The 26,871-nt window shown below is 49.7% G+C and carries 25 protein-coding genes; 21 read left to right on the top strand and 4 right to left on the bottom strand.

What is annotated here, in order from left to right:
- The 3 genes from DW757_RS02700 to DW757_RS02710 all read left to right on the top strand — a co-directional run bounded on the left by DW757_RS02700 (window position 1) and on the right by DW757_RS02710 (window position 3,043).
- A complete protein-coding gene (locus tag DW757_RS02700; protein ID WP_087384046.1) occupies window positions 1–843 on the top strand; it encodes a carbon-nitrogen hydrolase family protein in 843 nt (280 codons plus the stop codon).
- 149 nt (window positions 844–992) lie between these two features.
- Complete coding sequence (locus tag DW757_RS02705) at window positions 993–1,961, top strand: DMT family transporter (protein WP_118750914.1); 969 nt, start codon at window positions 993–995, stop codon at window positions 1,959–1,961.
- 248 nt (window positions 1,962–2,209) lie between these two features.
- Entirely contained in the window at window positions 2,210–3,043 is an 834-nt protein-coding gene (locus tag DW757_RS02710; protein WP_087384051.1) for a MurR/RpiR family transcriptional regulator, read from the top strand.
- Here the strand turns inward: DW757_RS02710 and DW757_RS02715 are convergent, their stop codons facing one another.
- A complete protein-coding gene (locus tag DW757_RS02715; protein WP_087384054.1) occupies window positions 3,044–3,667 on the bottom strand; it encodes a hypothetical protein in 624 nt (207 codons plus the stop codon).
- Window positions 3,668–4,102: 435 nt separating this feature from the next.
- On the opposite strand from DW757_RS02715, the gene DW757_RS02720 reads away from it, so the two are divergent.
- The 7 genes from DW757_RS02720 to DW757_RS02755 all read left to right on the top strand — a co-directional run bounded on the left by DW757_RS02720 (window position 4,103) and on the right by DW757_RS02755 (window position 12,551).
- Complete coding sequence (locus DW757_RS02720; protein WP_087384057.1) at window positions 4,103–4,969, top strand: MBL fold metallo-hydrolase; 867 nt, start codon at window positions 4,103–4,105, stop codon at window positions 4,967–4,969.
- A gap of 122 nt (window positions 4,970–5,091) precedes the next feature.
- On the top strand, window positions 5,092–5,583 hold the full coding sequence (locus DW757_RS02725) for a dihydrofolate reductase (RefSeq protein WP_015573749.1): 492 nt from the start codon (window positions 5,092–5,094) through the stop codon (window positions 5,581–5,583).
- Window positions 5,584–5,823: 240 nt separating this feature from the next.
- Window positions 5,824–7,305, top strand: coding sequence for a Na+/H+ antiporter NhaC (gene nhaC, locus DW757_RS02730; protein WP_118750915.1), 1,482 nt, complete (start codon window positions 5,824–5,826; stop codon window positions 7,303–7,305).
- Between the two features lie 240 nt (window positions 7,306–7,545).
- Window positions 7,546–8,859, top strand: coding sequence for a sigma 54-interacting transcriptional regulator (locus DW757_RS02735; RefSeq protein ID WP_243033320.1), 1,314 nt, complete (start codon window positions 7,546–7,548; stop codon window positions 8,857–8,859).
- 435 nt (window positions 8,860–9,294) lie between these two features.
- Window positions 9,295–10,038 carry an SDR family oxidoreductase gene (locus DW757_RS02745; protein ID WP_015573752.1) on the top strand — a complete coding sequence of 248 codons (744 nt, stop codon included), beginning with the start codon at window positions 9,295–9,297 and terminating at the stop codon, window positions 10,036–10,038.
- A 100-nt stretch (window positions 10,039–10,138) separates the two neighbouring features.
- Window positions 10,139–11,764, top strand: a complete 1,626-nt coding sequence (locus DW757_RS02750; protein WP_015573753.1) for an amidohydrolase — start codon at window positions 10,139–10,141, stop codon at window positions 11,762–11,764.
- A 109-nt stretch (window positions 11,765–11,873) separates the two neighbouring features.
- Complete coding sequence (locus DW757_RS02755) at window positions 11,874–12,551, top strand: LysE family transporter (RefSeq protein ID WP_243033323.1); 678 nt, start codon at window positions 11,874–11,876, stop codon at window positions 12,549–12,551.
- Here DW757_RS02755 and DW757_RS02760 read toward each other — a convergent pair.
- Complete coding sequence (locus DW757_RS02760; protein ID WP_118750918.1) at window positions 12,548–13,669, bottom strand: lysozyme inhibitor LprI family protein; 1,122 nt, start codon at window positions 13,667–13,669, stop codon at window positions 12,548–12,550. The genes DW757_RS02755 and DW757_RS02760 overlap by 4 nt on opposite strands.
- 512 nt (window positions 13,670–14,181) lie before the next feature.
- Between DW757_RS02760 and DW757_RS02765 the strand changes: the two genes are divergently transcribed.
- From DW757_RS02765 to DW757_RS02800, 6 genes are all read left to right on the top strand, one after another.
- Window positions 14,182–15,072: a sulfide/dihydroorotate dehydrogenase-like FAD/NAD-binding protein gene (locus tag DW757_RS02765; protein WP_021965966.1), complete on the top strand. Its 891-nt coding sequence runs from the start codon at window positions 14,182–14,184 to the stop codon at window positions 15,070–15,072.
- Window positions 15,072–16,478, top strand: coding sequence for an NADPH-dependent glutamate synthase (gene gltA / locus DW757_RS02770; protein ID WP_087384069.1), 1,407 nt, complete (start codon window positions 15,072–15,074; stop codon window positions 16,476–16,478). Before DW757_RS02765 ends, gltA begins: the two co-directional genes overlap by 1 nt.
- Window positions 16,479–16,771: 293 nt before the next feature.
- A complete protein-coding gene (locus DW757_RS02780) occupies window positions 16,772–18,157 on the top strand; it encodes an MATE family efflux transporter (RefSeq protein WP_118750919.1) in 1,386 nt (461 codons plus the stop codon).
- 34 nt (window positions 18,158–18,191) lie between these two features.
- On the top strand, window positions 18,192–19,160 hold the full coding sequence (locus DW757_RS02785) for a 2-dehydropantoate 2-reductase (protein ID WP_243033326.1): 969 nt from the start codon (window positions 18,192–18,194) through the stop codon (window positions 19,158–19,160).
- Between the two features lie 284 nt (window positions 19,161–19,444).
- Window positions 19,445–20,137, top strand: a complete 693-nt coding sequence (locus DW757_RS02795) for a nitrogen-fixing protein NifU (RefSeq protein ID WP_008395057.1) — start codon at window positions 19,445–19,447, stop codon at window positions 20,135–20,137.
- Between the two features lie 245 nt (window positions 20,138–20,382).
- On the top strand, window positions 20,383–21,393 hold the full coding sequence (locus DW757_RS02800; protein ID WP_008395059.1) for a GGGtGRT protein: 1,011 nt from the start codon (window positions 20,383–20,385) through the stop codon (window positions 21,391–21,393).
- A 164-nt stretch (window positions 21,394–21,557) separates the two neighbouring features.
- On the opposite strand, the gene DW757_RS02805 is transcribed toward DW757_RS02800, so the two are convergent.
- The gene (locus tag DW757_RS02805) at window positions 21,558–22,625 is read right to left on the bottom strand and encodes a tyrosine-type recombinase/integrase (protein WP_118750921.1); all 1,068 of its coding nucleotides are present in this window, start codon (window positions 22,623–22,625) and stop codon (window positions 21,558–21,560) included.
- 51 nt (window positions 22,626–22,676) lie between these two features.
- Window positions 22,677–23,201: a helix-turn-helix transcriptional regulator gene (locus DW757_RS02810; RefSeq protein WP_118750922.1), complete on the bottom strand. Its 525-nt coding sequence runs from the start codon at window positions 23,199–23,201 to the stop codon at window positions 22,677–22,679.
- Window positions 23,202–23,349: 148 nt separating this feature from the next.
- On the opposite strand from DW757_RS02810, the gene DW757_RS02815 reads away from it, so the two are divergent.
- The 5 genes from DW757_RS02815 (at window position 23,350) to DW757_RS02835 (ending at window position 26,717) form a co-directional block, all read left to right on the top strand.
- On the top strand, window positions 23,350–23,544 hold the full coding sequence (locus DW757_RS02815) for a helix-turn-helix transcriptional regulator (protein WP_118750923.1): 195 nt from the start codon (window positions 23,350–23,352) through the stop codon (window positions 23,542–23,544).
- 10 nt (window positions 23,545–23,554) lie between these two features.
- Complete coding sequence (locus DW757_RS02820; RefSeq protein WP_118750924.1) at window positions 23,555–23,809, top strand: hypothetical protein; 255 nt, start codon at window positions 23,555–23,557, stop codon at window positions 23,807–23,809.
- Between the two features lie 155 nt (window positions 23,810–23,964).
- The gene (locus tag DW757_RS02825; RefSeq protein ID WP_118750930.1) at window positions 23,965–24,909 is read left to right on the top strand and encodes an AAA family ATPase; all 945 of its coding nucleotides are present in this window, start codon (window positions 23,965–23,967) and stop codon (window positions 24,907–24,909) included.
- 285 nt (window positions 24,910–25,194) lie between these two features.
- Window positions 25,195–26,415 carry a plasmid recombination protein gene (locus DW757_RS02830; RefSeq protein WP_182433234.1) on the top strand — a complete coding sequence of 407 codons (1,221 nt, stop codon included), beginning with the start codon at window positions 25,195–25,197 and terminating at the stop codon, window positions 26,413–26,415.
- 5 nt (window positions 26,416–26,420) lie between these two features.
- Complete coding sequence (locus tag DW757_RS02835; protein WP_243033329.1) at window positions 26,421–26,717, top strand: hypothetical protein; 297 nt, start codon at window positions 26,421–26,423, stop codon at window positions 26,715–26,717.
- Window positions 26,718–26,871: the final 154 nt, after the last annotated feature.

Here is a 26,871-nt window from a genome sequence, read left to right on the forward strand (position 1 = left end):
ATGAATAAGTTTACGGCAGCGGTAATACAGATGGATTCCCAGGACAATGTAGAAGAAAATTTAAGGACAGTAGAAGAATTTGCGGCAGAGGCGGCAGCCAGGGGAGCCAAACTGCTGGCTATGCCGGAAAATGTCAATTATGTGGGAAATGAAAGCAAAGAAAACGCGGAGGAGGTCCCGGGAGGAAAAACATTCCAGCGCTTTTCAGAGATAGCGAAAAGATATGGTATGTGGCTTCACTGCGGAAGTATTTATGAAAAAAATCCTGAGGGAGACAGACCTTATAACTGTACCATGGTAATTGATCCTGAGGGAGCTTTAAGGGCAAAATACCACAAGATGCATCCCTTTGATGTGGTTATTAAAAACGGACCGGAGGTCCGGGAATCAGATAGAATCTGTCCCGGAGAGGATATAGTGACTGTTGACACAGGAGAGACGGGTCACTGGGGATTATCTATCTGCTACGACATACGTTTCTGCGAGATGTTCCGCATTATGGCCCTGGAGGGGGCGCAGATACTGTTTACCCCCGCTGATTTTACCATGAATACGGGAAAGGATCACTGGGAAACAATTTTAAGGACGCGGGCCATCGAAAACGGCTGTTATGTAATTGCCCCGGCCCAGTACGGAGTAAAGCCCAGGTTCCAGGCATACGGAAAATCCATGATTGTGGATCCGTGGGGGAATGTCATTGCCAAGGCGCCGGACTGTCCCGGAATTATTACGGCTGAGATTGATCTGGACTATCTGGACAAGGTAAGGAAACAGGTGTTTACGCTGGAAAACAGAAGGCCTGACATATACAGCCTGAAACGGACGGAAAAAGAAAATAACTAAGGCCGCGCAGGAAATAAAATCAGGACCATATCATATACGGCAGGGAGCTTTTTTAAGATTCCCTGCCGTATTAACTAACAGGCCGGGAGGAAAACTGCAGCCGGAGAAAAAATTTCAGACTTTTTTCAGATTTGGAGGGAAATAAAAACATGAAAGAATTCAGAGGATTTATGTTTGTAATGATTTCCGCTGTTATTTTTGGATGTATGCCTCTGGCGGCGAAAGTGATTTATGCAGAAGGATGTACCTCTGTGAGTCTTGTGGTTTACAGGTATAGCATATCGCTGCCTGTTCTTCTGGTTCTGGCTTTGAGAGAACAGATGAAAGTTCTGAAGCAGCAGCCGGGGCGGCCTGTCCGCAGTGTCGGTACTGCAGTGTATAAACAAAGGGTCCGGGCGCTCAAAAGGAGAATGCGCCTGAATCCCATACAGTTAAGGCAGATGCTTGCTCTGAGCGCCGGATTCTGCGCTACGCCCATCCTTCTGTTTTCTTCTTACAATTATATATCCAGCGGCAGCGCTACCACGATTCACTTCAGTTATCCTGTATTTGTAATTCTGGCAGGAGTCGTGATTTTTAAAGAAAAATTAGGTGCGGCGGGGAAGGCCGCCGTTTTCTTCTGCGTTTTGGGTCTTATCTGCTTTTACGAGCCTGGGCAGAAAGGAGGGGCGCAAGGCATTTTCCTGGCGCTGGCTTCCGGCATTACCTATTCTTTTTATATGATGTATTTTGACAAAAGCCAGTTAAAATTTATCCGTCCCTTTAAAATGAATTTTTATCTGTCAGCTGTTTCGGGAGTGATCGCCTTTTTGTTTGCTGTGTTCACGGATTCTTTCGTACTTCTGCATTCAGCCAGAGGATGGCTGTTTGCCGCAGCGTTTTCTTTTATGATAACAATAGTTGCCTGCATTTTGTTTCAAATAGGAATTGCAGATATAGGCGCCAGGAAATCTGCCGTTTTAAGTACCTTTGAGCCGATTACCAGCGTCGTCCTAGGAGCGGTTTTGTTTCACGAAGCCGTGGTAATTAAGACTTGGGTCGGAGTTTTGTTTATTGTGGTTTCCGTACTGTCCATAACGGTTCCGGCGAGGAAACGGCAGATGAATCGTTCCGACTGAGAAAACAGGGATACTGAATCAGGATATGACACGTTCTGTTATACGGAATATTGAAATAGAAAAGGGAAATATTGTATAATAACCGGAGTATTGTTTTGTGCTTGGGCAGATTTCATATAGAAAGCAGTCTAAACGCATAGGACAGTACTCTTTTTTGCGTTGTCATATTTCCCGTTAAGTTTAGAACGCAGCGGCCGGACACGATATGCCGCATAATGAACCTATAATCAGGAAACAGGAGGAGAACCATGGGAGATTTCATAAACCGGGTGACGGAACATTTTGACGAACTGACTAAATCCCACAAAGAGGTGGCCAATTATTTTCTTTATCATATGGATCGGGTTGCCGTGGGAACACTGGAGGAACTGGCCCAGCTTGCAGGCGTGAGTACCACTACGGTGATCCGTTTTGCAAGGCAGTTAGGATACAGCGGGTATACGGAACTTCAGAAAGACGCGCAGGATATTGTGCTAAATAAAGATTCGGTTCCGAGACTGGAGGAAGAGAAAAAAAGCAGCCAGCTTGAAGCCTCATTTGAAACAGATCTGAAAAACATAAGAGAGACGATGAGAAGCCTGAAACAGGAAGATCTGAATCTGGCGGCCCGTTTGATGATTTCTGCAAAAAACCTGTATGTTCTTGGAATGAGAATGGCGTTCTCACTGGCCTACTATTCCTTTGCAAGCTGGGGAAGAATAAGGAAAAATGTTAGAATGATAAATTTTACCGGATTCGAGTACCCGGAAGAGATGCTGAATATGAAAGAGGGGGATCTGTGCATTCTGTTTGCATTTCCCCGTTATAACACGGCAATGGTGAGGCTGATGCGCTGGATGAAAAAAAGAAAGGTGAAGATTGTGCTCGTGGCGTCAGCCTCTTATTCCATTGCAGGTGAATATGCAGATCTGGTAATCCCGTGCCGCGTAAAGACCTCCTCTTACCAGAACTCTTATGCGGCTCCTGTCTGCCTCATTAATTACCTTACCCTGGAACTGGCAAAGGAAACAGGAGGCACCTCGGCGGCCATGCTCAGAGAGACGGAAGAACTTCTGGGCGAAGGATTTTATATCCAGGGATAATTAGTTTTCTTCTGCTGTAATCAGTTCTTTGGCGTAGGGCAGGGTACGGATCCAGTCGCAGAAAACGTGCCACTCGGCCAGCTTGTGATCTTTTCTGGCATGATAAATATTGATCAGAGTTTCATAGTTAAAAGAGCAGGTTCTCATCTGATTATAGCTGGAGGGAAGAAGCTGGATTAAATCATACCAATCCTCCTTGCTTTTTGTTTCAAGATACCGTTTTCTGGTTTCCTCCAGCTTGTCCACCACTGTCTGCATGAAAGCCTTTGCCCCGTCTGTCATGTGATCACAGCTGAAGTCATCCATAGTAAACTGCTTGCTGTGGATTTTATGCATGGTGCTGCAGGAATTGGCTACAGTGGCAATTTTGTAGGTGTCATATTCCTTCCACCAGTAGAGAGGTGCAGTGATATCCACGGAAACGAAAATCTGGCGCACAAACTTGCGGTGATCGCTTCCGGCTTTTCTGAGCCGTTTGGCCAGGTCCAGGTCATTGGGTCCTAAAATATAGGCTCCATTTTCGTCGTAGTAGCTGTCGGAACGGTTCCAGCTGTTCATGGGGTTTCTGGCGCCGCGGATCGCGTTTTCCAGGTTCATCACACTGGTTCTTTCTAATTGAATCATAGGGATTTCCTCATTTCTTTTCTTCTTGCTGTATGTTAAATGGCTGTGAAAGTATTATACCTGTCCGGCGGGCAGAATGCAATGACAATTAAACGCCCGCGCCTCAGTACTGGGACTGCAGGATGCAAAAGCCCATGCTGCAGGCAGCAGACAGGGCCTTAATATGATCGGTTTGTCCCAATATTCTGGGCTGCCAGAAAGACAGGCAGATTTCGTGCAGTTCCTTCTGATTATACCTGAAAAGGAAGGCGGAGTAAACATCAGAACGCCTTGCCTGCCCGCGTCCTTCTGTGCTATACTACGAAAACGCAGGAGGCTGCCTGCCTGGCCCTGATGGAGGGCTCTGCATTCGGCCTTCAGTGAAAGCAGTCCTGACTGCAGTTTCAGAGAAAGGCGCAGGGCAGGAGGAAAAATCCGGGAAAGGTGGATAAGGAAATGAAAATTATAGATGTGACAGGCGTTGGAGAAGGAGCGGTTTTCCTCCTGAGGGGAAAAGCCAATATTCTTTTTGAGGCGGGGATGGCCTACGCCGCTGACGCCATGATAAAGAAAATCAGGGAGGAGCTTGACGGGCAGGAGCTGGATGCAGTGCTCCTGTCCCACTCCCATTACGATCATGTGGCAGGGCTTCCCGCTGTGCGCAGAGAGTGGCCGGGAGTGAAGGTGTATGCGTCAGAGCGGGCAAAGGAAATCCTTGTAAAGCCGGGCGCTCTGGAAACCATCCGGAGGCTCAGCAGGGAGGCAGCAGAGGCCTCGGGGCTTCCCTGGGACAGTGAGTATGACGACAGGGATCTTAAGGTGGATATTGCCTTAAAGGACGGGGAAACGGCAGACATCAGAGGGGATCAGGTGTATGCCTTTGAAACGATCGGACATACGAAATGTTCCCTGTCCTATGTGGTGAACAAAGAGGTGATGCTCTGCAGCGAAACAGTGGGAGTCATGAACCGGAAAAAGGAGTATATGCCCAGCTTTCTCGTGGACTACAGGGGAGTGGAAGAGTCCATCCTCCGCTCTGAGAAGATACCGGTCAGGGAGATTATCCTGAACCATTACGGCCTGGTGGATGAGGAAGATATGCCGGGTATCTGGGACTTTTTGTTAGAGACTGCCAGGGAGAGCCGTGATACGATGATCCGGATTATGAATGAGACAGATACGGATGAGGAAGCCCTGCAGGAGATGGAGAGGGTATTCCACGGCAAGGTAGATAAAAAAGAACAGCCTGACGAAGCGTTTTTTATCAACGCGGCCAGCATGATGAGAACGCTGAGGCGGCAGTACCCGGAGCTTCTGAAATAAAATTAAGAAGCACAGACGGGAGAGAAGTGAGACGTATAGAATGCCGCCGTTCGGTGAGGCTTCGGCATACCCTGTGAAGGCAGGAAAATCCAGAAAACAGGAAAAGCGGAAAGGAGAAAAAGATGCAGTTAATAGCAGCAGTCGATAAAAACTGGGCCATTGGAAGAAAGGGGCAGATGTTAGTGACCATTCCGGCCGATCAGAAACTGTTTCGGCAGGAAACCATCGGAAAGGTAGTGGTTATGGGGAGAAAGACTCTTGCGGCGCTCCCGGGAGGCAGGCCGTTAGACAGCAGGACAAATATTGTGCTCACAAGAGATCCGTCTTTCTCCGTAAAAGGAGCCACTGCAGTTCACAGCGTGGAGGAGGCTCTTGAAAAGCTGTCCGTGTACAGGGACGAGGATATCTTTATTATCGGGGGACAGAGTATCTATGAGCAGTTTCTGCCCTACTGCGGGGTGGCTCATATTACCTTTATTGATTATGAGTATCACGCGGATACCTATATGGTGAACCTGGACAAAGAGGGCTGGCGCGTAACGGATGTAAGCGATGAGCAGACCTACTTTGACCTGTGCTATGAATTCCGCAGGTATGTGAGAACAGATAAATAGAGGAAGAGGAGGGAACAGGGGTCGAATATCCCCATGGCTGGCTGAATATATTTCTGGTAAAAAAACGGTTCCATGCACCGGCGCATCTTGTAAAAAATTTGCCCCGCTTTTTGAAAAGAGGCACTGGGAGAGGCAGAAAAGATCCCTGAAACAGGGGAATTCAGGCAGAAAACGATCTGGCATGAAGGTTGCTTGATAAGTAGGTGCCGGCGCAGAAAACTGTTTTAGGAGGAGATATGTATGGCCAATGAGGGAAAAGCGGAAAAAAGAAGAGAAAATTCTAATACGGAGATTCTGAAGATCGGGGAACAGCCGTTTCGGCCTTCCCTTGCGGCTTCGCTGATTATTGTGGGATATCTGATTATTTCCATGGCAGCCGCAATTTTTTACCTGGATCAAAAGCTCCACGTCACGATGCTGACAGCCTTTGGGGTGGCTGTGCTGGTGCTGACGATTGAGAAATGTCCCTACTCAAAAGTGGAGGAGGCGATCCTTGAGGGCAGTAAGCTGGCAGTTCCGACGATTCTGATTCTGTACAGCATCGGATGTCTGATGGGCGCGTGGATCGCCAGCGGGACGGTGCCGATGATTATTTACTGGGGGCTTAAACTGATTAATCCATCCATCTTTCTGGTGACAGCCTGTCTGGCCTGTGTGATTACCTCCCTGGCCACGGGAAGTTCCTGGTCAACCATTGGAACGGTAGGCGTGGCGCTGATAGGCGTCGGAATGGGACTCGAGATCAATCCGGCTATGACCGCCGGCGCAATTGTGAGCGGAGCGGCTTTCGGAGATAAAATGTCTCCGCTTTCCGACACGACCAACGTGGCTCCGGCTGTGGCAGAGGGAGATCTGTTTGACCACATCAAGGCCATGGTCTACACAGCAGGTCCTGGAATCGTGATTGCCCTGGTTGCATTTTTTGTTCTGGGAATGAAGCACGGCGGAAGCGCAGACACAGAAACGGTGAGCGCGATTCTGGCAGCTCTGGAAAGCCAGTTCCATCTGAATATTATCACCCTGATTCCGCCGGTTCTGGTTATTGTGCTTGCAGTGATGAAAAAACCTGCCCTTCCCACTTTGCTGATTTCCGGTATTGTGGCGGCTGCCATTGCGATTTTCATGCAGGGCGAAACACTTCCTTCCATTGCCAATATTATGGAAAACGGCTATGTGTCGGAGACAGGCTTTGCAGATATTGACTCGCTTCTGTCGAGAGGCGGCCTGTTCAGCATGAACTATACTTCAAGCCTTACGATCATCGTAATGGTATACGGTTCGCTTTTGGAGAAGCTGGGCGTGCTGGAGGTTGTTTTAGAGAAGCTGAAGGTTCTTACCAGAACCGTGGGAAGCCTGGTCTGCACTACAGTTGTTACAGCTATACTGGTCAACCTGATTACTGCCAGCCAGTACATGTCCATCGTTCTGCCGGGAAGAATGTTTGTATCAGAATATAAGAAGAAAGATATGCTTCCCCAGACGCTTTCAAGGACACTGGAGGATTCAGGAACAGTAACCTCTCTTCTGATTCCTTGGAATCTCTGCGGTTCCTTCGCATCTACAACGCTGGGAGTCTCCTGTATAGCATATCTCCCATTTTCCGTATTCAACTGGATTGTCCCGATTATCGCAATTATCTACGGATTTACGGGAAAATTCCAGTGGAAGACAGGGGAGATACCGAGCAGAAAAACGTACAGACCCATAGAGAAATCAGAATAGAGCAGAAAGGCTGTCAGAATCTGGTATGGAAGATTAACCATTTGTGGACATGAATAGGAAAACGGTGGTATAATTGTGATAATTTGAAGCGATAATTTGCCCGCGCAGGACACGGACAGAGGGAAAACTGAAAACAGAGCTTTCCTCTGTCCGGTCTGTGCTGTTCAGGGCGGCAGGAAGAGAAGAAGAATAAAGGGGTGTGGTTATATGTTCAGCCAGTATGTACAGCAGGCACTCGGAATGCATGAGAACACGGACGCGGTTCTGATCTGTGACCGCAAGGGATACATAGAGTATGCGAAATGGAAAAATGACGCCTTTTTCTATCCCAAGGAAGTGGTGGGAAAGCATATTCTGGACGTATATCCGCAGATGGACAGCAGGGAAAGCACGATTATGCAGGTGCTGCGGACCGGGCATCCCAGTTTTGAGGTGGAGCAGAAAATCCTCACCTGGAAGAATGAGCTGGTTCACTGCCTGAGCACAACGCTTCCTATCGAGGTGAACGGTGTGATCATCGGGGCGCTGTGCGCTTCGGTCCACTACTCGGAGAAGGCGAAGGCTCTGCCGGGCAGGAGGGGAAAATACTACTGCCTGGAGAATATTATCACAGAAGATTCCCAGATGGAGGAGCTGAAAGAGCGGATCCGCCATGTTGCGAGGAATAATTCCACAGTTCTTATTATGGGTGAGACAGGGACAGGAAAAGAGCTGGTAGCCCAGTCTCTCCACACGTGCAGCGACCGGGCGGATAAGCCCTTTATCTCCCAGAACTGCGCCGCCATTCCGGCCAATCTTCTGGAGGGGATCTTTTTCGGGACGGAAAAGGGCAGCTACACTGGCGCCGAAACCAGAAAGGGTCTGTTTGAGCTGGCGGACGGGGGCACTCTGTTTCTCGACGAGATCAATTCCATGGAACTGTCCATGCAGGCAAAGCTTTTAAAGGTTCTGGAGGAAAAAAAGGCGCGCAGGCTTGGAGGATACCGTGAGATTCCGTTTAATGTCCGGATCATCTGCGCCATGAATGAGGATCCGGCGGAGGTCATGCGAGCGGGGCGGCTTAGGGAGGACCTGTACTACCGGATTGGCGTAGTGAAGCTCAGGATACCGCCTCTCAGGGAGCGGAGAGGGGATATTATGGTTCTGGCAGAACACTTTATCGAAAAATATAATCAGGAGATGGGGATGCACATTCACGGGATCAGTGAGCTGACGAAAAATGCCTTTCTGAACTATGAGTGGAGGGGCAATATCCGGGAGCTGAAAAATACGATTGAAAGCGCTTTCAACACGGCTCAGAACGGGATTATCACCATGAAAGACATTCCGGAACTGGTTCAGGTCAGCACGGAAAATGATATGTTTAAGACTCCCAACATGATTTCCGTCCCAACTGCCGGCTCCCTCAAGGAGATGATGGATGAGTACGAAAAGCAGATTATCTCTGAAACGCTGAAACGCTCCAAGACAATGGCTGAGGCAGCGGGGAAACTGAAAATATCGAGGCAGAATCTCCGATACAAGATGAAGTGCTACCAGCTGGAACACAGTTGAAAACGAGAAAGCCCGGCCGCAAGGGAAAAACGCAGCGGCGGCACAAAATATAAAAGCAGAATAGCAGGAATGAAAATCGGTTTCCCTGCAGGCCATTCTGGCCCTGTCAGGGGCCGTTTTTTTTGTCTTTCTGCGCCTTTTCCCGGTCTGTTTTCATCCTTCGGGGAGGAACAGAATTTTTACAGCCGGGAAAAAATTTGCGTGTCCGCTCTCCGGTTCGGCGCGGCCTGCTCCGTGAAAGCAGAGGTGAAGAGAGGAGGAGAAAGCTGCCGGATACAGATAATTACAGGGGATTTTGGCTGTTTTCCCGGAAATTTAAAAATCCTTCTCCGTTTTCCAATACTGGCATGAAATCTGCTTTTTTATATTTTGCAAAGACAGAAAACAGTTTATGAGGACAGAATACGGTCCCCAGAACAGGAAAGGAGAATGTGAATGAAGCGCTATCAGGAATTAGAGGGAAAGAGGGTAATCATCACAGGAGGAGCCAGCGGCATCGGCCAGGCCACGGCGCGGCGGTTTATTGAGGAAGGTGCCAAAGTGGTAATCTTTGATATCAGCGACGAAGCCCTTGAGAGGGCGAAGGGGGAGCTTCCGGGGCTGGCCGGAGCCGTGAAGGTAGACGTAAGCAGCGAGGAGAGCGTAAAGGATGGATTCCGGGCGGCGGACTGCCTGATCGGCGGCGTGGATGTGCTGATCTCCAATGCAGGAATCAGCATCAGAAAACTGTTCCGCGACACAGATTTCGCCCAGTGGAAAAAAGTTATGGGAGTCAACCTGGACGGTATGTATCTGTGCGCCAAGGAAGCGGTTCTCAGGATGGAGCCTCAGCAGACCGGTGTGATTCTTTTCACCGCCTCCACCAATGGAATGGAGGGGCATCCCTTCTACGCCGACTACAACGCGTCAAAGGCTGCCGTGATCCTTTTAGGAAGAACGCTGGCTCTGGAATGCGCGCCGTGGCTGCGGGTTAATTCCATCTGTCCGGGCTATGTGCTTACGCCGATGCAGAAGGCAGAATACACAGAGGAAATGCTTGAGAAGGTAAACGAGGGGATCCCCATGAAGCGCCACGCTGATCCGGAGGAGGTGGCAGCTCTGTTTGCCTTCCTCGCTTCAGACGAGGCAAAATACATTACAGGGCAGCATATTCCGATTGACGGAGGAGAGACAGCATAGACTGCTGCTTCAGGGTGAGCCGGAGGGCTAAGAGGGGTTTTGGCAAAAAGGTGAAAAGAAGGCGAAAAGCCGGCTGATTAAGAACGGGGAGGCGAGCGAAATGATTCAGATTTATAAGAATGGAAATGTATTTACAGCGAAGGAAGGATTTGAACGCTGCCAGGCTTTTGCAGTGGAAAACGGAAGGTTTGTAAGGACAGGTACCGATGAGGAGGTGCTGGCGGAGTTTCAGGGGAGAGAGAAGGAGACAGAGGTCATCGATCTGGAGGGAAAAATGGTAGTGCCGGGATTCAATGACAGCCATATCCATCTTCTCAACTATGCCTACTCCCTCACAAAACTGCATCTGGAGGGACTGAACAGCGTGGAGGAGATTGTGGAGGCGGGAATCCGCTATGTTAAGGAAAAGAAGATCCCGGCCGGCCAGTGGGTCATCGGCTGCGGATGGAACCACTATTTTTTCCCGGAGCCCCGCTTTTTGAACCGTCATGATCTGGACCGCATTTCCACCGAGCATCCGATTTTATTTACCCGCGTCTGCGAGCACACGGTGGCAGTCAATACGAAGGCCCTGGAGGTGCTGGGAATCGGAAAAAACACGACGGATCCGGAAGGAGGGGAGATTGTCCGGGATGAGGAGGGAGAGCCTCTGGGAATCCTTCGGGAGACAGCCCGTTACCTGGCCTATGAAAAACAGCCTGCAAAGAGCGTGGAGGAGATTAAGGAGCTGCTTGTGCGCGCCATGGATGAGGCCGCGGCAGTGGGAATTACCTCTGTTCAGAGCGACGACTTTGAAACCTTTTCGGACAAGGACTGGAGAAAAGTGGTAAAGGCCTACAAAGAGCTTGAGGCAGAGGGCAAAATGAAGGTGCGCGTGTATGAGCAGTGCCTTCTGCCGGATCTCTCCCGGTTCCAGGAATTTTTAGATGAGGGGTACCGCACCGGAACAGGGGATGAGTGGTTCAAAATCGGGCCTCTGAAGCTTTTGACTGACGGCTCCATCGGCCCCCGCTCCGCATCCCTGTCAGAGCCCTACGCAGACGACCCGGAGAACAGGGGGATTGCCGTGTTCACCCAGGAGGAACTGAACGAGAGGATCCTTTTGGCTCACAGAAACGGGATGCAGACAGCCTGCCACGGCATCGGGGATGCCGCTATGCGGATGATCCTGACGGCGTGTGAGAAAGCGCAGCAGGAGGCGCCCAGGGAGGATGCCCGCCATGGAATCGTCCATGTCCAGTTTGCAGCGCCCGATATTTTTAAACGGATGAAAAAGGGCGGGATTATCGGCTACGTACAGCCGGTGTTTGTGCAGTCAGATATGCACTGCGCCGAGGAGCGGGTGGGAAAGGAAAGGCTGAAATACTCCTACCGGTTCCACAGCATGAAACAGATGGGAATTCATACTTCCCTGTCCTCCGACTGCCCGATTGAGTCCATTAACCCGATTGACGGCATCTATGTGGCGGTGACGAGACAGGATTACAATGGGTTCCCGGAAGGCGGATGGTACCCAGAGGAAAAAATGAGCGCGGAGGAGGCAATCAGAGGTTATACGGCAGACAGCGCTTACTCTCAGTTCGAGGAAAAGGAAAAGGGGACGATAGAGGAAGGAAAGTATGCTGATTTTGCAGTCCTGTCCCATGATCTGACCAAGATTGAGCCAGAGCGGATCCGGGAGGTAAAGGTTGTGATGACTGTGGCAGGCGGAGTGAGAACCGCGTAAATTTTCCCGCTATACTTGCCGGCGGCGCGGGAGTGGAGTAAAATATCGATCAGAAAGAGAAAACAGAAAAAGAGAAGAAAAAAGAGGAATCAGAAAGCAGGAGAGAAGATTGGAGAAAAACAGCAGTCAGAGACAGCTGCATCTGCGGAGAGGAGCGGGAACCGTGAATGAATTTATCCAGGGACTGATTATGGGGCTTGCCTATTCGGCGCCTATCGGAATGCAGAATCTGTTTGTGATCAATACAGCCATTGGCAGTACACGCCGCCGCGCTCTATTTACAGCAGCCGCTGTGATCTGCTTTGATGTGGCTCTGATACTGTCCTGCTTTTTTGGAGCAGGGGCTGTTATGCAGCGGTTTGAAGGGCTGAGAATGGCTGTCCTGCTGGCAGGCAGCCTGATCGTTATCTGGCTGGGGGCGGGACTTCTGAGGGAAAAGGTGAGCGGTGCCCAGGCAGAAAACATACCGCCTCTGCCTGGGTGGAAGGTGATTTCCACCGCCTTCGTCGTCACATGGCTTAACCCTCAGGCTCTGATCGACGGCACCCTCATGCTGGGAGCATTCAGGGCGGCGCTTGCGCCCTCCGGGGCAGCCTCCTTTATAACCGGGGCAGTCTGCGCCTCAGCCCTGTGGTTTACGGTTCTGTCCCTGACCGTATCTGCGCTCGGAAGCCGGATCAGTGACAGGGTACTGCGCATAATCAACCTGGTCTGCGGCCTGGTTATGACAGTCTACGGCGTAAGGCTGCTCTGGAGCTTTCTGAGGGCAGCAGGGATAGGGCTCTAGCGGGATTTAAGCTCCTCCATCAGCTCGTAAACTCTTTTCTGTGTAAGCTCAGCGGCCTCTGTGTTGGCTGCAAGGGGTTTCATGGTTCCGCCTTCATACTCTGCGCCTGCTGCCCGGACAGCTTCTTCCTTTTCTTTAATCCATTCCCTCTGTCTGACAGTGAGCTGTTCCATTTCAGACTCGGTTTTTACTTTGCCGAGGGCGTCCCAGAGCTGATTCAGGGCGAAATCCCACAGACTGTAGAGATTCATGGAGGTTTCATTCAGCTCTGCCTGGTCGAGGGAGGCGTCTGTCCGGAGTTTCTCTTCCAGCTGGGCTCCCTGTTTTGCAGTATCGGAAATCAGAGTATCCATGCGCTCAATCAAATCATAGCTTCTGAAGCCGTACTGATGATTTTCATTCTCCAGCGCAAAGAAGGGGAGGGCGGTCTCGGAAGTCCCGGAAGGGTCGAAGTATCCAATCCATCCTCTGAATTCCTGGGAAAGCTCCTCCAGGGGCGTGCCGGGCAGGCGGATCAGGATTCGGCCAGGCTCTTCCAGGCCGCCTGCGCTGGTGTACAGGCGGCGGACGCCATCCAGGATTTCTTCTGTCCCGGGCTCCTTCTCATAATCGATGGCTGCGATTTCCGTGGAATAGGTATACGCATCAATTCTTTCAGGCTCTGTAAGCTGCCCGCTGAATTCAGACTGGTAGACTGTCCCGTTGGGGTATGTATCGCCAAAGTCTCCCATATCGCTGTCCAGGTATTCTCCGGAAAAGCTGCCGTCAGGGCGGATGACAAGGGAAGTGCTCCAGGCTCCCGCGCCGCTTGAAAAGGTGAACTCCAGTCCTCTCAGATCGGCGAAGGACAGAGCTCTCTCTTCAGAATTTTCTCTGTCGGAGAAGTTCACATCAGAGGCTTCCGACTTATCTGCATCAGCCGTTTCAGGCAGTTCAGACTCCGACGTGGTTTCCGGGAGACGTTCTGGAAGGTGATCTGAATCAGAAAACTCAGAAGCTGCCTCTGTACCCGAGGGCAGAGAAGGCTCCAGGCCGTCCGTCTGACTTCTGCACCCTGCCAGAATGAGGGCCATCCCCGCTGCAAAAACACAGATTTTCATTTTTCTTCTCTTTTTCAATGTAAGCTCCTCCTAAAACTGTTCTGCTGTGTATCTATTCTGATGAAATTATAGAGCCGGCTCACCTGTTTTTCAAGCCTGTCATCCTTATATTTTCCTGTCATCCGCCGTATGTTCCCGATTAAAAGTCCGCATCATCTGAAAAGATTTTTAATGGGCTGGAAGCAGACTGCATTCCTGCGGCCGGCTGTAAAACTTGCAGAGTAAAAAACGGGGAAGATTTACCAGTAAAATTTTACTTCCTGCTGCCTTGAAAAGCAGATTTTCATCCGTCAAACCGCCAGAAAAAACAGGGGTTCTGACGGGAAAATGTGTAATAAATTACAAAAATGTATCGAAAAAGAGAGCTAAAAATTCCAAACAATAGAAATATCAGACAAAAGAATCTGAATTCATACGCTTTTAACCATGAATTTTCCTCTTGTTTTGCTTGTCAGAACCATAAAGGAATGATAAAATAGATGGAAAGTGAATTTTATCGCTGTAAAGAACAGGAGGAGAGGGAAAAAGACATGTACCAGATTTTAAGAGCAGAGAAGCTGGCCGACAAGATTTACCTGATGGAAGTGGAAGCTCCCAGGGTGGCCCGCGCCTGCGAACCAGGTGAGTTTGTAATTGTAAAGATGGACGAGGAAGGAGAGAGAATCCCGCTTACCATCTGTGATTTTGACAGAGAGAAGGGGACTATCACAATCGTATTCCAGACAGTCGGCGCTTCCACAGAAAAGATGGCCGGATTAAAGGCCGGAGACGCGTTCCGCGATTTTGTGGGACCTCTTGGAAATGCTTCCGAATTTGTGAAAGAGGACATCGAGGAATTAAAAAATAAAAAGTACCTGTTTGTGGCAGGCGGCGTAGGAGCAGCTCCTGTTTACCCGCAGGTAAAATGGATGCATGAGCATGGAATCGACGTGGATGTCATTGTCGGATCCAAGACAAAGGATCTCATCATTCTGGAGCAGGAGATGAAGGCTGTTGCCGGAAATCTCTACATCACCACAGATGACGGCTCCTATGAGAGAAAGGGCATGGTAACAGAGGTTGTAAAGGATCTGGTTCAGAACCAGGGCAAAAAATACGATGTCTGCGTAGCCATCGGACCGATGATCATGATGAAATTCGTCTGTCTGCTCACAAAGGAGCTGGGAATCCCGACGATTGTCAGCTTAAACCCGATTATGGTGGACGGTACCGGAATGTGCGGCGCCTGCCGTGTGACTGTGGGCGGGAAGGTGAAGTTTGCCTGCGTAGACGGACCGGAGTTTGACGGACATGAGGTGAACTTCGACGAGGCTATGAAGCGCCAGCAGATGTACAAGACAGAGGAAGGCCGGGCCTTATTAAAACTGAGAGAGGGAGACACCCATCACGGCGGATGCGGACACTGCGGAGGTAATGAGTAATGGAAGCAAATAGAGATCTGATGAAAAGAGTTCCTGTGAGAGAGCAGGATCCACAGGAGCGTGCAAAAAACTTTAAAGAGGTATGCTTAGGCTACGATATGGATGAGGCCATGGCAGAGGCAGTGCGCTGCTTAAACTGCAAAAACGCACAGTGCGTAAAGGGCTGTCCTGTATCCATCGACATCCCGGCTTTTGTTCAGGAGGTCAAGGCTGGAAATATTGAGAAGGCGGCAGAGATCATTGCAAAGTCCTCCGCTCTTCCGGCTGTATGCGGCCGTGTATGCCCGCAGGAGAGCCAGTGCGAGGGTAAATGTATCCGCGGAATCAAGGGAGAGCCTGTATCCATCGGAAAGCTGGAGCGTTTCGTCGCAGACTGGGCGAGAGAGCATGGCTTTGTTCCGAAGGCTCCTGAGACAAAGAACGGAAAGAGAGTAGCTGTGATTGGTTCCGGCCCTGCAGGACTTACCTGCGCCGGCGATCTGGCTAAGATGGGCTATGAGGTGAAGATCTTTGAGGCCCTCCATGAGCCGGGCGGCGTTCTCACATACGGAATTCCTGAGTTCCGTCTTCCGAAGGAGGGCGTTGTTCAGCCGGAGATCGAGAACGTAAAGAAGCTGGGCGTTGAGATTGAGACAAACGTGGTAATCGGAAAATCTGTTACCATTGATGAGCTGATGGAGAAGGAAGGCTTCGACGCTGTCTTTATCGGTTCCGGAGCAGGACTTCCAAAGTTTATGGGAATCCCGGGAGAGAACTCCAACGGCGTATTCTCCGCTAACGAGTACCTGACAAGAAGCAATCTGATGAAGGCATTCCGCGATGATTATGACACACCGATTGCAGCAGGACATAAGGTAGCTGTAGTAGGCGGCGGAAACGTGGCCATGGATGCAGCGAGAACAGCTCTTCGCCTGGGCGCAGAGGTTTACATTGTATACAGAAGAAGTGAGAAGGAGCTCCCGGCCCGTGTGGAGGAGGTTCACCATGCAAAGGAGGAGGGAATCGAGTTCCACCTTCTGACCAATCCGGTAGAGATTCTTGCAGATGAGAACGGCTGGGTAAAAGGCATCGTATGCCGCAAGATGGAGCTGGGTGAGCCGGATGAGTCCGGAAGAAGACGTCCGGTAGAGGTTCCAGGTTCCGACTACACCATCGATGTGGACACGGTTATCATGGCTCTGGGAACATCCCCGAACCCCCTTATCTCCAACACCACAAAGGGACTGGAGATCAATAAGTGGAAATGCATCATTGCCGATGAGACAAACGGCAAGACCACAAAAGAGGCCGTTTACGCCGGAGGTGACGCCGTGACAGGTGCGGCGACCGTAATTCTCGCCATGGAGGCCGGACGTGCCGGTGCAAAGGGAATTGACGAGTTCCTCTCCGGGAAGAAGGCTGAATAGCCAGACCGGAAAAATGAGGGATCAGGCTGTCAGTTCAGCGGCACAGGTCTTTAAAGACTGAATGTGAGGATAAAAACTCATAAAAGAGGGATAAGAGCAGGGGCATGATATTTGAAAGAGTATCATGTCCCTGTTGTGATTTCCCGGAGGGCAGGCCAGGCGAATAAGTCTGTATATTTGCCTGGCGCTGACGGGGCAGCGGATGAAGCCTGCCAGGTGTGTTTCATCTCGTTTACACGGGCAGAGCCAAGGAATTTAAGAAAAACGGCCGGTTTGCATGAGGCAGAGGGAGAATGACAGAAATGAAAAAGCAGGTTGATTTACTGAACGGAAAAATAATATCCGCTCTGACAGAGCTGGCTATTCCCATCATGGGAACAGCGGCAGTTCAGATGGCCTATAATCTGACGGATATGGCATGGATTGGCCGTGTGGGAGCTACGGCGGTGGCCTCGGTGGGAGCGGCCGGAATGTATACCTGGCTTTCCACAGGAGTGGTTATGCTGGCCAAGATGGGAGGCCAGGTGAAGGTCGCCCACTCGCTGGGAGAAGGCAGGAAGGAGCGGGCGGCCCAGTACGGCAGGGGAGCGCTTCAGCTGGCAGTGATCCTGGCGGTAATCTACGGGATTGTGATGAATGTGTTTGCCTATCCGCTGATCGGCTTCTTCGGCCTGGAGGATCCGAAGATTATCGGGGATGCAGTTATCTATCTCAGGATCGCAGGTGGGCTGATTATCTTTACCTTCCTGAACCAGACGCTGACGAACCTGTTCACGGCCATCGGAAGCAGCCGCGTTCCGTTTGCAGCCAACTGTATCGGAATGCTCAGCAATATTGTGCTGGATCCCATGCTGATTTTTGGAATCGGATTTTTCCCTGAAATGGGAGTGGCGGGAGCGGCGGCAGCCACGGTGGCTTCCCAGGCAGTGGTGACGGCTGTGATGCTGTGGCACGTAAGAAAGGACACGATCCTCTTCAACCGGATACAGTTTTGGAAGAAAACGCCTCTTCCCTATTTTATCATTATGGTAAAGATTGGCTTTCCCGCCGCTGTGCAGGAAACTATCTACTGCGGAATCTCCATGATCCTCACCAGATTTGTGACAGGATGGGGAGATACGGCTGTGGCGGTGCAGAGAGTAGGAGGCCAGATTGAGTCTCTTTCCTGGATGGCGGCAGAGGGATTTGGAATGGCTATCAACGCCTTTGTGGGGCAGAACTACGGAGCAAGGCAGTTTGGCCGTATGAGAAAGGGATATTTTATTGCAGCCGGGATGATGGCAGTGTGGGGAAGCATCATTACTGCCCTGATGATCCTGTTCAGCACGCCGATCTTCGGCCTGTTTATCCATGAGGCAGATGTGCTTCCCTACGGGGCGGACTATCTGAAAATTATGGGAGTGGGACAGATTTTCATGTGCGTGGAGCTGATGACTGTGGGAGCTCTGGCCGGAATGGGAAAGACGCTTTACAGCTCCATCATAAGTATCATCCTGACCAGCGCCAGGATTCCCCTTGCCATGCTGTTTGGCTCAACGTTTCTGGGACTGGATGGAATCTGGTGGGCGCTGACGGTGTCCAGCATCCTGAAGGGAATCACCTTCTTCCTGGTGTGCTGCATCGTGCTGAAACGAATAGTGAAGAGAGCAGGACAGGAAGGGGAAGGAGAGAAGGCGTAAACTACTTATAAAAATGGAAGGGAGAGGAGAGCAGATGAGATACCTGATTATAGGCGCCGGCGGAACCGGAGGATTCATGGCCGCCAATATGGCGGAGGCGGGACTGGATGTGGCGGTAATTGCAAGAGGAGAGCATTTGCAGAGGATACGGGCTCAGGGACTCGGGCTGGAAACGCCGGAGCGCGGAGAATACACCGTTTGGGTAAAAGCCTGCTCAATGGAAGAATATCTGGGCACAGACAGAGGAGAAGGCGGCGCGAAGGTATTTGACGGCCAGGCCCCGGATGTAATTTTCGTCTGCGTCAAGGGCTACTCGCTGGAGGAGGCCGTCAGCTTTATCAGGCAGGCTGCGGGAGAAAAAACCATTGTAATTCCCGTTCTCAATATCTACGGGACAGGCGGGAGGATCCAGGAGAAGCTGCCTGAAATTCTGGTGACAGACGGCTGCATCTACATCTCTGCCAACATATCCTCCCCCGGACATCTGAAGCGCCATGGAGACGTGTTCCGCGTTGTATTCGGCCTGCGAAGGGGACAGAAGGCAGAGGAAAGTCAGAGGGAGCGTCTTGGCGCTGTGGAGGCAGATCTGAGAAAGGCCGGAATCGAGGGGATTCTGTCTGAAAATATAGAGAGAGATGCGCTGCTCAAGTTTTCCTATGTGTCTCCTCAGGCAGGCTGCGGCCTTTACTGTCACGCAGAGGCCGGGGCGATCCAGAAGGATGACGGAATGCGAGGCTTCTTTATTCAGCTTGTCCGGGAGGTGGATGCTGTGGCCAAAGCCATGGGAATTGACTTCGGCGAGGATATTGTCAAGAGAAATCTGGCAATTCTGGATGCCTTAAAGCCTACCGCCTCCACCTCCATGCAGAGAGACCTGGAAAAGGGGGACCAGTCAGAAATCGACGGCCTGATTTATGAGGTGGTGCGTCTGGGAGAAAAGTATGGAGTGGATGTGCCCGGATACAGAAAAATCAGTGAAAAATACCAGAGAATTTACAGATAGAAAATTACGCGCCGGAAAAACGGCAGAGGTGATGCAGCAGAGCCTTAGCGGCAGAGATACCGCCAGGGCTCTGCATTATTTTTTCAGGAGTTCTGCGCCAGGAGTTCTGCGCGGAACGGACGAAAATAGCCGGCTGCACTGTCCGGGGGGACAGGGGCTGCGGGCGCGGTAATTTTTTACATGGGAGAGATTGACTATTTCGCTTTTCCATGCGATAATAGCGGTATGTACGGTGTGATAAAATTAACAATGTACTAAAACACTTGTTTGAAAGGAGTCTTACAATGATTTATTCACATGAAGTAGAAAAAATGTGCCCAGTTGCACAGGGTGTCTGTCATGGAGCAGCTCCGATTCCAGAGGAGGCAAAGTGGGTTCAGGCTAAGGAAATCAAGGATATTTCCGGTTTAACACACGGTGTAGGCTGGTGCGCTCCGCAGCAGGGTGCCTGCAAGCTGACTCTGAATGTAAAGGATGGCGTGATCCAGGAGGCTCTTGTAGAGACACTGGGATGCTCCGGTATGACACACTCCGCAGCTATGGCGGCAGAGATTCTTCCGGGAAGAACCATTCTTGAGGCTCTGAATACAGACCTTGTCTGCGACGCGATCAACACAGCCATGAGAGAGCTGTTCTTACAGATCGTTTACGGAAGAACACAGAGTGCCTTCTCTGAGGAGGGACTTCCGATTGGAGCAGGACTTGAGGATTTAGGAAAGGGACTCCGCTCTCAGGTCGGCACCATGTATGGTACATTGAAAAAGGGCCCGCGTTACCTTGAGATGGCAGAAGGATATGTAACAGGCATTGCTCTGGATGCTGAGGATCAGATTATCGGATATCAGTATGTAAACCTTGGAAAGATGACAGATTTCATCAAGAAGGGCGACGATCCGACAACTGCTTACGAGAAGGCTAAGGGACAGTACGGCCGCGTGGCTGACGCTGTCAAGATCATCGATCCGAGAGAGGAATAATTGTCTGCCTGCTCTGTCTGTGCAGGGAATACAGGCGCCGGGACATATGGACGAAAAGACCGATGGCGGCCGGAATATGCGGCTGTCGGGACGTATGGGCGCGGGGAACAGGGGAATGCATCGGCAGAGAAAAGACAGCAGTGAAATTCCCGGGCAGGACAGATTTCCGGCACAGCGTCGGACTGTCAGGCTTTCGTGCTTAAAATTCAGAGATTGTTAATTACATATCAAGGAGGAAACCACTCATGGCATTATTTGAATCATATGAGAGAAGAATTGATAAGATCAATTCCGTATTAAACAGCTATGGAATTGCTTCTATCGAGGAAGCTGAGAAAATTACAAAGGACGCCGGCCTGGATGTTTACAACCAGGTAAAGGGCATCCAGCCAATCTGCTTTGAAAACGCATGCTGGGCTTATATCACAGGCGCGGCTATCGCTATCAAGAAGGGCTGCCGCAAGGCATCTGACGCTGCTGCAGCTATCGGCGAGGGACTTCAGGCATTCTGCATCCCGGGTTCCGTTGCAGACCAGAGAAAGGTTGGTTTAGGACACGGAAACCTTGGAAAGATGCTTCTCGAGGAAGATACAGACTGCTTCTGCTTCCTGGCAGGACACGAGTCCTTTGCAGCTGCTGAGGGCGCTATCGGTATCGCAGAGAAGGCAAACAAGGTTCGCCAGAAACCGCTTCGCGTTATCTTAAACGGTTTAGGAAAGGACGCTGCACAGATCATCGCCAGAATCAACGGCTTCACATACGTTGAGACACAGTACGACTACTACACAGGCGAGTTAAAGGAAGTATTCAGAAAGGCATACTCCGACGGACCTCGTGCAAAGGTAAACTGCTACGGCGCCAACGACGTGCGCGAGGGCGTTGCCATCATGTGGAAGGAGAACGTAGACGTTTCCATCACAGGAAACTCCACTAACCCCACACGCTTCCAGCATCCGGTAGCAGGAACATACAAGAAGGAGAGAGTAGAGGCAGGAAAGAAATACTTCTCCGTAGCTTCCGGCGGCGGCACAGGACGTACTCTGCACCCGGACAACATGGCAGCAGGCCCGGCTTCCTACGGTATGACAGATACTTTAGGACGTATGCACTCTGACGCACAGTTCGCTGGATCCTCCTCCGTACCGGCCCATGTAGAGATGATGGGACTGATCGGCGCAGGAAACAACCCGATGGTTGGTATGACAGTTGCTGTAGCGGTAGCCATTGAGGAAGCTGCTAAGGCTGGGAAGTTCTAAGAAATGCCCATTTTATAAGGGGTTCAGAAGTTCTGAGGTGTGCTGAAATGGTGTGAAAATCAGTGTGTAGCACACAAGCAGCGCACACGTAGCACACATACGTAGCGCACAAATAGAATGGTAGATAAGAGATGTTTCCCTGAGATTTTCTTGCGAAACATCTCTTATTTTGTTATCTTGCATATTTCTTTCTGTAATTGTTCTATGGTTCTGTGAGTGTAGGTCTTTTCTGTAATGTCTGTGATGGCATGGCCTACGATGAGTTTTAAAATATATTCGTCCACATGACACTCTTTTGCTTTAGTGATGAAGGTATGTCTGGTTTCATGGGGACGATGGGTGAGATTCAAGCGTTTCATTACTTTATTGAATCTGCCCCGGTATTTGTCATAGGTCATATAGGTTCCCTGCTGGCCGTTTTCGTCATTGAACAGATATTCTCTGTCCGGCGAATATCGCTGTTCAATGAGAGGGCGAATCAGGGGATGGATGGGGACAATACGGTTTTTTCCGGCGTCTGTTTTCATACCGCCTTTCATGATTCCAGCTTCCAGGTCAATGTCGGCGTTTTTCAGAATTGCCAGCTCCTGGGGACGCCAGCCGCTGTAGATTCCAATGAGAATCATATCGGCAAAAGGAATTTCATTAACATTTTTCCAGAGCAGATTGATTTCTTCAGGAGAGAATGGAACGATTTCCCGTTCTGGTGCCTCTCTTTTCACAGCGTTGCAAAGCCGGGCGTAATCTTTCTGTACGATTTCATGCTTCATAGCGTATCGGTACATCATATTAAACAGGGATTTGATTCTGCCTTTTGTAGCGCTGCCTACTTTTGCGTCCCGGATGGTTCCTTCCAGGTGTTCTACCCGGATGTCTTTCATCCGCATTTTGTATAATGGAGCGCAGTAATTGTAGGCGGCAGTGACGGTTCGGATACTGGACTTATTCGCCAGCGTAGGGAAATATTCCCGGCTCCACAGCTCATAGACTTCCTCAAAGGTAATGGCGTTGGTCTGAATATCATAGGGGCTTGCGTTGTAATTGGCAAGGGCCTGAATGGCTTCGTCTTTTGTGTGGAAATATCCCACAGTCACCCGATTCTGCACCAGCCTCCCCTTTTCCTCGTTGAAAGCCCATCCCAGCGTGACCACCGCCCGCCATGGGTTGCGGCGTTTGCCGGACAGCTTATAGACGCTTCCGGTTCCGTTTGCCCGTTGTAATGCTTTCGCCATACAATCATCCTTTCTTTCGATATTCTGTTTTCAAGGAACACTTATCTGCGTTCAGTCTAAAGGTTTTTCCTCCACTTCTGTAGCAGAATAATAAGCCAGGTCTTTATCCTGCAATTCTTTGTACCGCTGGCTGCTCATGCCGCCATTGTGGTACTGTTCCCGGTACTCAGCAAACTCTTCCAGAAACAGACACATATCTGCATTGAAATCTGCTGACTTGTCTTTACCATTGAATGTAATCGAACATTCCCACTCGTCATAATGAGGAGGACGCTTCACATCAATGCGGAAGTTCAGTCCTTTTACTCTGTCCAGCTTAAAAAGAAAATCCATGATATCTGACAGGCTGCGGATATTCTTTTCATCGTGCTCATAGCCGATCAGGTAAGTCGATGTGGTATCCAGCACCTTTGCCAGTTCGTTAATCATGGCGATGGAAACTTCAATCTCGCCGCTCTCGTATTTCTGGATGGTACGGAGAGATTTGCCCAGCAATGTGGCAAGCTCTGTCTGATTGATTCCTTTCTTCTTTCTAGCTGCCCGGATTCTCTGGCCGATATTGTTTTGATTTGCCATTTTCAGTTCACCTCCATTTTTATCATAGCATAAAGAAATATGAATTACAAGTACATATTTGTATGAAAATATCTTGACATATGAAGTAAACATACGTATAATAAAATATGAACTATAAATACGTATTTTTGCAGAAGGGAGGATAACTATGAGATTAAACGAAACAAAAATGCAGATTTTGATGGGCGAGCAGGAAATGAATATCCGTATGCTGGCAGAGCGGAGCGGTGTTTCCCGGCAAACCATCTCCTGTATCAAAGCCGGAAAAAGCTGTTCGCCGGTGGTGGCCTGCAAATTGGCCGAAGCTCTGGGCGTAACAGTAGAAACCATTTTAAAGCAGTAGGAGGATTTGAATGGAGAAAACCAGATACTATGTAGAATTACCGCCGTTTACCGGAAGAAATGTGCCTGTGGGAGAAATCGCAAAGGCAATCGGAAAAGACGCACAGTATATCCGCTACGGCCTTCAGAAAGGAATCTTTTCCTTTGGATATGCAATCAAACTGGAAAATTCATCAGAGTACAACTACTATTGTCCAGACCGGAAAGTCTGGGAAGAAACAGGTTATTTCAGACAGGAGAATAAGAAAGAAAAAACCCTTGCGTAGCAGGCAAGAGTTTTTCACAGTAACAGGGGCGAGCCGCCGTTACCGTATCTCACAATACCAGTATAGCGGCGGCTTCTCCAAAAAGCAAGATATAATTTTTGAAGGAGGTGCCGAAGTTGGCAGAAAAGAAGCCGGAAGAACTAAAATTGATTACCATGGAAGAAATACAGGCAGAAAAGGTGGAATGGCTGCTTTATCCATTCATCCCTTATGGGAAAGTCACCATTATTCAGGGAGATCCCGGAGAAGGAAAGACAACGATGGTGCTGCAGCTGATTGCCAGACTGACCAGAGGGGAAGCCATATTCCCGGAAGAAGAAACAGAAAATCAAGCAGAATCAGAAAGAACCCCTATTACCGTTCTGTATCAGACAGCGGAGGATGGTTTGGGCGATACCATTAAACCCAGACTGACCGCTGCCGGAGCCGATTGCAGCAAGGTGATTGTCATTGACGACAGAGAAAAGGCGCTTACTATGATGGATGAGCGTCTGGAAGCTGCTATAAAGGAAACAGCCGCCCGTCTGGTGGTCTTAGACCCCATACAGGGCTATCTGGGCGCTGATGTGGATATGAACAGGGCCAATGAAATTCGTCCGGTGATGAAGCGGATCAGTACCCTTGCAGAGAAGTATCACTGTGCGATTGTGCTGATCGGTCATATGAATAAATGCTCTGGCGGAAAGTCTTCTTATCGCGGCCTGGGTTCCATTGATTTTCAGGCAGCAGCCCGGAGCGTTCTGGTGGTAGGCAGAGTGAAGGATGATGAACAGGTGCGTGTGGCCTGCCACATTAAAAGCTCGCTGGCCCCGGAGGGAACGCCTATCGCCTTCCGGCTGGATAAGGAAAACGGATTTGAATGGATTGGCGAATATGAAATCAGCACCGATGAACTCCTGTCCGGGGAACGCAGGGGACAGAAAACCAGAAACGCGAAAGAATTTTTGAAAGAGATTCTGACAGACGGACAGAAGACCTATGCCGAGATCGATGCCGCAGCAAAGGAAAAAGGAATCAAGAAAAAGACCTTGTGGAACGCCAAAAAAGAATTGAATATTGATTCCGTCAAAACCGGAAGCCAGTGGTACTGGATGATGTAGTGAGGAAGATGGCAAGATTCCCTGTTTCTGGGGAAAGGGGAATCTTGCTATCTTGACTGCCGGTGAAGAAGTCTGAACGAATTAGCTTATTCACTCAAGGCAGGCACACGCCGACCAAAGGGAGGCGACCCCCGGTAGGGCGCAAAGGCAGCTTTTGATGGACGGTACGGCTGTCAAAAGTGCTTTTGCGTTACTTTCGGCGAAAGTAACAAAGCCTTATGGCGGCTTAAACGCCGCCCGTATCAGTTGAAGGAGGACAAGTCTATCGAAAGGTCAATCAGCGGAATGGTAGGGAAAGGTTCCCTTACACACAACAGCAGAGCATTTAAGGCGAAAAATGTCAAAGAGGACTATACGCAGCACAATATTGAATACTGCAACGAAAATATTAAAGCAGTATATCACGAATTGTTTGATGAAGCCTTAGAACGATATAATGCAAAGCAGACACGCAGCGACAGAAAGATAGCAGATTATTACGAAAAGATTCGCACTTCCAAACAGGAAAAACTATTTCATGAAGTCATTTTCCAGATTGGAAATAAGGACGATATGAATGCACGAAGCCAGAACGGTGAACTGGCGAAAGAAATTCTGGATGAGTATATGAAAGAATTTCCAAAGAGAAATCCCAATCTTAGAGTATTCTCAGCACATCTCCACATGGACGAAGAAACACCGCACCTTCACATTGATTTCGTTCCCTTTGTGACGGGGAGCAAACGAGGTCTTGATACCAGAGTTTCCTTAAAGCAGGCCCTGGCTTCACAGGGATTCAAAGGAGGCACCCGGCAGGCCACAGAACAGAGCCAGTGGATGGAAGCGGAAAAGAAGGAACTGGCAAAGGTGATGGAGCGCCATGGCGTAATCTGGAAGCAACTGGGGATTCACAGGAAACACCTGAGCGTGCTGGATTTTCAGAAACAGGAGCGTGAAAAAGAGGTGCTGGCGCTTACTGCTCAGAAAGAAGAAATCTGTCAGACTATCACGGAAATTCAGGCTGCTGCCGATGGTGAAAAAAGAGATTTACAGGATTTGCAGGAGCAGAAGGCTGCCATGCAGAAAGAGATTCTGAAAATGTCATCCGATAAAAAGCTGACAGAAAAGAATATCCATGTAATTCGTGAAGATCCGGCATGGCAGCTGCCGGAGCCGGGGATGGTGACAACGGCAAAATCTTACCGGGATAAAAAGGCCATTCCTTTGTTGGAGAAAGTAAAGGAAACGCTGGTGTCGGCGCTGATCCGGAATGTACAGCTTACAGAAATGGTTGAGAAGCTGAAACATCAGATAGAACAACTGCAAAGAAGTAATCATTCACTGGAAGAAAAAACTGACCGATTGGAGAAAGAAAATACTGATTTGCAGGAGGAAAGCCGGAATTTCCGGTACTTGAAAGCAGAGTTTGGAGAACAGAGAGTTTCTGAAATCATAGAGAACCGAAAGGTGGCAGAAGTGCCTGTTATGGATTCCATACACCAAAAAAGGAAGGAGGCATCGCTGTGACAGATATGGAGAAAAAGATTATGCTGCGGCTTTGTGCTAAAGTCATAGAATATGTGGATTTTGAAACAGACCCGGAAGCAGAACGGCTGGTAAACTGGGTAATACTGGACAATCAGAGAAAGCAGAACAACAATGAAATCCGTTCTCTGACGGCAGAATATAAGAAAAGCGAGCCGGAACGGAGGGAAAGTATTTATGCGGCTATCAAACGGGGAAAGGAGATATGCGACCGGAGAGATGAGTTATACGAAAGCCAACAGGAAATAAAGCATAAGCTGTGGAAGCTGGAACGGGAGATTTGATTTTCCTTGAATGTAATAAGCACATGGCGCTAGCGCCATGATGGAGAGGGCGAACAACGGAGAAGGTGGCTGTTGATTCGCCCTTTTGCTGTATGTGAGGCTGTAAAATATTCTGTGTCTATGGGAATGAAACCTTCCAGATAAGAATTCGATA

Origin of the sequence: Clostridium sp. AM29-11AC (assembly GCF_003480545.1) — a bacterium.
GTDB classification, from domain to species: Bacteria; Bacillota; Clostridia; order Lachnospirales; family Lachnospiraceae; genus Otoolea; species Otoolea saccharolyticum_A.

What these genes read in the sequence shown, in the direction of transcription:
- DW757_RS02795 (WP_008395057.1), top strand. Translation starts at nt 19,445, where the DNA reads ATGATTTATTCACATGAAGTAGAAAAAATGTGCCCAGTTGCACAGGGT.
- gltA (WP_087384069.1), top strand. Translation starts at nt 15,072, where the DNA reads ATGGAAGCAAATAGAGATCTGATGAAAAGAGTTCCTGTGAGAGAGCAG.
- DW757_RS02725 (WP_015573749.1), top strand. Translation starts at nt 5,092, where the DNA reads ATGCAGTTAATAGCAGCAGTCGATAAAAACTGGGCCATTGGAAGAAAG.
- DW757_RS02745 (WP_015573752.1), top strand. Translation starts at nt 9,295, where the DNA reads ATGAAGCGCTATCAGGAATTAGAGGGAAAGAGGGTAATCATCACAGGA.
- DW757_RS02715 (WP_087384054.1), bottom strand. Translation starts at nt 3,667, where the DNA reads ATGATTCAATTAGAAAGAACCAGTGTGATGAACCTGGAAAACGCGATC.
- DW757_RS02710 (WP_087384051.1), top strand. Translation starts at nt 2,210, where the DNA reads ATGGGAGATTTCATAAACCGGGTGACGGAACATTTTGACGAACTGACT.
- DW757_RS02815 (WP_118750923.1), top strand. Translation starts at nt 23,350, where the DNA reads ATGAGATTAAACGAAACAAAAATGCAGATTTTGATGGGCGAGCAGGAA.
- DW757_RS02805 (WP_118750921.1), bottom strand. Translation starts at nt 22,625, where the DNA reads ATGGCGAAAGCATTACAACGGGCAAACGGAACCGGAAGCGTCTATAAG.
- DW757_RS02705 (WP_118750914.1), top strand. Translation starts at nt 993, where the DNA reads ATGAAAGAATTCAGAGGATTTATGTTTGTAATGATTTCCGCTGTTATT.
- DW757_RS02720 (WP_087384057.1), top strand. Translation starts at nt 4,103, where the DNA reads ATGAAAATTATAGATGTGACAGGCGTTGGAGAAGGAGCGGTTTTCCTC.
- DW757_RS02765 (WP_021965966.1), top strand. Translation starts at nt 14,182, where the DNA reads ATGTACCAGATTTTAAGAGCAGAGAAGCTGGCCGACAAGATTTACCTG.
- DW757_RS02780 (WP_118750919.1), top strand. Translation starts at nt 16,772, where the DNA reads ATGACAGAAATGAAAAAGCAGGTTGATTTACTGAACGGAAAAATAATA.
- DW757_RS02830 (WP_182433234.1), top strand. Translation starts at nt 25,195, where the DNA reads ATGGTAGGGAAAGGTTCCCTTACACACAACAGCAGAGCATTTAAGGCG.
- DW757_RS02700 (WP_087384046.1), top strand. Translation starts at nt 1, where the DNA reads ATGAATAAGTTTACGGCAGCGGTAATACAGATGGATTCCCAGGACAAT.
- DW757_RS02785 (WP_243033326.1), top strand. Translation starts at nt 18,192, where the DNA reads ATGAGATACCTGATTATAGGCGCCGGCGGAACCGGAGGATTCATGGCC.
- DW757_RS02835 (WP_243033329.1), top strand. Translation starts at nt 26,421, where the DNA reads ATGGAGAAAAAGATTATGCTGCGGCTTTGTGCTAAAGTCATAGAATAT.
- nhaC (WP_118750915.1), top strand. Translation starts at nt 5,824, where the DNA reads ATGGCCAATGAGGGAAAAGCGGAAAAAAGAAGAGAAAATTCTAATACG.
- DW757_RS02825 (WP_118750930.1), top strand. Translation starts at nt 23,965, where the DNA reads ATGGAAGAAATACAGGCAGAAAAGGTGGAATGGCTGCTTTATCCATTC.
- DW757_RS02820 (WP_118750924.1), top strand. Translation starts at nt 23,555, where the DNA reads ATGGAGAAAACCAGATACTATGTAGAATTACCGCCGTTTACCGGAAGA.
- DW757_RS02735 (WP_243033320.1), top strand. Translation starts at nt 7,546, where the DNA reads ATGCATGAGAACACGGACGCGGTTCTGATCTGTGACCGCAAGGGATAC.
- DW757_RS02810 (WP_118750922.1), bottom strand. Translation starts at nt 23,201, where the DNA reads ATGGCAAATCAAAACAATATCGGCCAGAGAATCCGGGCAGCTAGAAAG.
- DW757_RS02800 (WP_008395059.1), top strand. Translation starts at nt 20,383, where the DNA reads ATGGCATTATTTGAATCATATGAGAGAAGAATTGATAAGATCAATTCC.
- DW757_RS02750 (WP_015573753.1), top strand. Translation starts at nt 10,139, where the DNA reads ATGATTCAGATTTATAAGAATGGAAATGTATTTACAGCGAAGGAAGGA.